The following is a 498-nucleotide window of genomic DNA, read 5'->3' as shown; positions in this document are numbered from 1 at the left end:
ATTAAAAAATAAATTCTCCTGAATATACTCCCAATCTAGCTTATCTAAACTCGTATCAAAATACTTTAGCAGTTTATTATAATACTCCTCATCTATCTTGCCACCATTAAATTGATATATTTCAGGGTCTAGCTTACATATCTCCCTAAACTGCCAATAACTAGGGTGTAAGTAATTTGAATATGGTGTATAGAAAAAAATAATTAATCCTATACCGCCGATAAATACTAGAATCTTAGAGATTTTCTTCTTCGATTTAAATGCTTTTCTATAGATAAGCCACCATATAAAATATGAGAGAGTAAAGACAATGAGGAGAAAAAAGATTATTACAAATAGCATTGCGATTCCTTTAGGGTTTGGATTCTGTGTTGCGTATAGCAAAAGATTCTTTAGCCATCTACACCACCTCTTTAGATTCTAAAAGATGAGATTCTATATTAATAGGATAATCATCTTGCTCCATAATCTATCTCATCATCTTTAATATTATGCTTT

The 498-nt window shown here is 30.1% G+C and carries 1 pseudogene; it reads right to left on the bottom strand.

Annotation, left to right across the window (positions count from 1 at the left end):
- Positions 1-342: pseudogene (locus CQA53_RS11945) on the bottom strand (hypothetical protein); the annotation flags it as partial.
- Positions 343-498 lie beyond the last annotated feature (156 nt).

The sequence above is a fragment of the Helicobacter didelphidarum genome (genome assembly GCF_003364195.1).
In the GTDB taxonomy this organism is placed as follows: domain Bacteria; phylum Campylobacterota; class Campylobacteria; order Campylobacterales; family Helicobacteraceae; genus Helicobacter_A; species Helicobacter_A didelphidarum.
The sequence above is the reverse complement of the archived record's forward strand: the minus strand, read 5'-3'. Positions and strand labels throughout refer to the sequence as shown.